The following is a 3,365-nucleotide window of genomic DNA, read 5'->3' on the forward strand; positions in this document are numbered from 1 at the left end:
CAGGTACTGCCACAGCCGGTGGCAGACGGCGCGCGGCGCGGTGCTGCGCGCGAGCAGGTCCTCGTCCTCCTGCAGGTCGCCCGAGAAGATGGCGAGCTGCTGGCCGTGCCGGCGCGCGAGCTTCTCGAGCTGCTGCAGGCCGTAGGGCCAGGCCGAGGCCGCGCCCAGGTGGTCGACCACCACCACGCGCGCATGCCGCAGCACCTCGTCGGCATAGAGGTCGAACGAGGCCGGCTGGCGCAGGTACATCAGGTTGGCCAGCCGCAGCGAGGGATAGCCGGGATCGCTGGCCGCCAGCGCGCCGCGCGCGGCCGACAGCAGGGCCAGCGTGGTGTCGGCCGAACTGAGCACCACGATCTCGCCCGGCGTCTGGTCGAGCCGGGTGACGACGCCCGGATCGTCCTCGACGAAGCGTCCGGGCTGGGTGCTCAGCAGGTGCATCGTCAGGCCGGCAGCGCCGCGCCTTCCAGCACCTCGCGCAGCGCGGCCTCGTCCAGGTCCTCGCCGATGAAGACCAGTTGCGTGCGCGGCGCCTCCCCGTCGCGCCAGCGGCGGTCGAAGTGGTGGTCGAAGCGCCGCCCCACGCCCTGCACCAGCAGGCGCATCGGCTTGCCCGGCACGGCGACGAAGCCCTTGACGCGGTAGATGGTGTGGCGCTCGACCAGCGCGGCCAGCGCGGCCAGCAGCCGCTCGCGGTCCATCGCGGGCAGGTCGATCACGAGCGAGTCGAACTCGTCGTGGTCGTGGTCTTCCTCGTGGTCGTGGTGGCTCTCGCGCAGGTGGATGGTGGTCTCCGCCGCGCGGCCCTGGCCCAGCAGCAGCGCGAGTGGCAGCTTGCCCTCGGTGGCCGTCACGATCTTGACCTCGGGCGGCAGCTCCTCGCGCACCAGCGCCTCGACGCGCGCGCGCGCGGCCTCGTCGAGCAGGTCGGCCTTGTTGAGCACCACCAGGTCGGCGGCCGAGAGCTGGTCCTCGAACAGCTCGTGCAGCGGCGACTCGTGGTCGAGGTTGGGGTCGGCGCGGCGCTGCGCGTCGACCGCCACCGGGTTCTCGGCGAACTGGCCCGCCGCGGCGGCCGGGCCGTCGACCACGGTCACGACCGAGTCGACGGTGAAGACGTTGGCGATGTCGGGCCACTGGAAGGCCTGCACCAGCGGCTTGGGCAGCGCCAGGCCCGAGGTCTCGATCAGCACGGCATCGAGCTGGTCGCGGCGCTCGGCGAGCTGCAGCATCACGGGCAGGAATTCCTCCTGCACGGTGCAGCAGACGCAGCCGTTGGCGAGTTCGTAGAGCGCGCCCTCGCGCTCGTTGCCCTCGTCGTCGCAGCCGATGCCGCAACCGCGCAGGATCTCGCCGTCGATGCCGAGCTCGCCGAACTCGTTGACGATCACCGCGATGCGGCGGCCCTCGGCGTTGCCGAGGATGTGGCGCATCAAGGTGGTCTTGCCGCTGCCGAGGAAGCCCGTGACGATGGTGACGGGGATTTTTGCGTTGCTGGTGGTCATGGAGATTTCTATTTCTTTCAGGCGCCGGTGTAGAGGCGACGTTCGACGAAGGCCGAGCCCTGCAGCCGGCGCCAGGCCTTGGCACCGGCGAGCACGCCGAGGTCGACCAGCGGCTCGACCAGCACCACCGTCATGTAGGCAGCGCCGAAGCTGGCGATCTCGCCGAGGTTCGCGAGCCCGGTGCCGCGGCCGTAGAGCGCCCAGAAGCCGACCCACACCACGATGCCGCCCTGGTAGGCCACCGACAGCTTGAAGGCCTCGCGGTAGCCGATGTCCACGTAGGCCAGCTTCTCGGGAATGATGCGGCGCGCGAGCACGGCCGTGGCGAACAGCGGCACCAGCAGGGTCGTGACGTTCATGCCGTACTGCGGCAGGTCCTGCGGCTCGAAGAACAGGCTCTGCACCAGCAGCCCGCCCGCCAGGCCGATGGCCGCGGGCGCGAGCCCGAACACCAGCAGCAGGGTGGTGCCGAGGATCAGGTGCACCTCGGACACGCCCACCGGGTGGTGCGGCAGCACCTCGAAGAAGCAGAACACCAGCGCCACGGCGATTGCCGAGCGCAATGCCAGGGCGGCCAGGCCGTCCTTCAGCAGGGTGTCGAAAGCCACCTTGCCGGTGTAGGCGAGCGCCGCGGCGCCGGTGGCATAGCTGAGAAAGATCTTGGATCCGTCGACGAGACCGGGTTCGATATGCATGGGACAGCTCCTGAATGGCACCGCAGTGCGAAAGTGGATTGGATCATGGACCCGCGATGGCGAGCCCGCTTCATGAAGAACGCTGGGACAGGCGCCGCGCGCCCGCCACGATGGGAGAACGCGAGCGCGGCCGCAGCCGGCGCCAGCCGATCACAACGCCGCTGGCCGAGGCCACGGCGCCGACGATCGACAGCAGCCACACCACCAGGTCCCAGGCCGGCCGGTACTGGATCAGCCAGGGGAAGTCGAGGCTGTGGGCCGCATTGAAGAGCCAGCGCCGCAGCCGCGCATTGCGGTCGCTGCTGCCGGCCAGCTGGCCGTTGGCCGGGTCGATGTAGAGCCGGGTGCGCGCGGGGTCGTCGAACGCGAGGCGCCAGACCGGCAGCACGCGCTCGCGGTGGTGGCCGTACCAGTGGAAGTCGTAGGCGGTCTGCAGCATGGCCTCGCTCACCGTGGCGCCGGGGCGCAGCCGGGCGGCCGCGCGCACGATGTCCTCGCGCGCGATCGAGGCCGGCGCGCCGCTCGCGGCATCGACCACGCGCACGCGTGCCTGCGCATCGCGCAGCTGCAGCAGCGGCCGGCCGTCGAACCATTGCAGCAGCGCCTCGCGCGGTGCCGCTGCGCCCTCGCCTGCCGGCAGCGTGGCGGGCGGCCACGGAAAGGTCGATATCTCGCCGCCGGTGTAGCGCGTCATCGCGGCCGCGTCGACCGGGTTGCGCTCGAACCAGCGGTTCGGGTTCATCGAGAGCCAGCCGCTCACGATCCAGGTCAGCACGAAGAAGCCGCCGACCAGGCCCGCGATGTGGTGCCAGGCCATCCAGCCGGTGTAGGGCGTGACGGCGCCGTTGCGGAAGCGCCGGCGCAGCCGGAGGCGCAGGATGCCGATCACGATGCCGGTCACGGCCGAGACGATGCAGGCGGCCGAGAGCCACACCACCACGTCGTGCCACAGTGGCGGGTCGGCGCGTAGCGGCGTGAAGTAGATCCAGTGCGGCACCGAGCCGAGCCAGTTCCAGAAGCGCTCGGACCGCGTGGTGTCGCGCACCACCTCGCCGGTGCGCGCCGACACGTAGAGTTCGGTGCCCGCCGCGTCGTTCAGTTCGATGCGGTGCAGCGGGCGCAGCGGGTTGAGGCCCTGCGGCACGGTCCACTGGTCGCGCTCGAG

General features: G+C 71.1%; 3 protein-coding genes and 1 pseudogene. All 4 read right to left on the reverse strand.

Annotated elements, in window-relative coordinates:
- Window positions 1-441 (reverse strand): annotated as a pseudogene (locus AC27VN_RS36470) (cobaltochelatase subunit CobN); the annotation flags it as partial.
- A 2-nt stretch (window positions 442-443) separates the two neighbouring features.
- The gene (gene cobW, locus AC27VN_RS36475; RefSeq protein ID WP_296777596.1) at window positions 444-1,505 is read right to left on the reverse strand and encodes a cobalamin biosynthesis protein CobW; all 1,062 of its coding nucleotides are present in this window, start codon (window positions 1,503-1,505) and stop codon (window positions 444-446) included.
- Window positions 1,506-1,522: 17 nt separating this feature from the next.
- Window positions 1,523-2,200: an energy-coupling factor ABC transporter permease gene (locus AC27VN_RS36480; protein ID WP_431512326.1), complete on the reverse strand. Its 678-nt coding sequence runs from the start codon at window positions 2,198-2,200 to the stop codon at window positions 1,523-1,525.
- 70 nt (window positions 2,201-2,270) lie between these two features.
- Window positions 2,271-3,365 (reverse strand): PepSY domain-containing protein (locus tag AC27VN_RS36485; protein ID WP_490879789.1); only part of this gene is annotated, 1,095 nt, incomplete at its 5' end.

The organism is Variovorax sp. 20P10.2.4 (genome assembly GCF_058244205.1).

Coding starts and splice junctions, on each gene's coding strand:
- cobW (WP_296777596.1), bottom strand. CDS start 1,505: ATGACCACCAGCAACGCAAAAATCCCCGTCACCATCGTCACGGGCTTC.
- AC27VN_RS36480 (WP_431512326.1), bottom strand. CDS start 2,200: ATGCATATCGAACCCGGTCTCGTCGACGGATCCAAGATCTTTCTCAGC.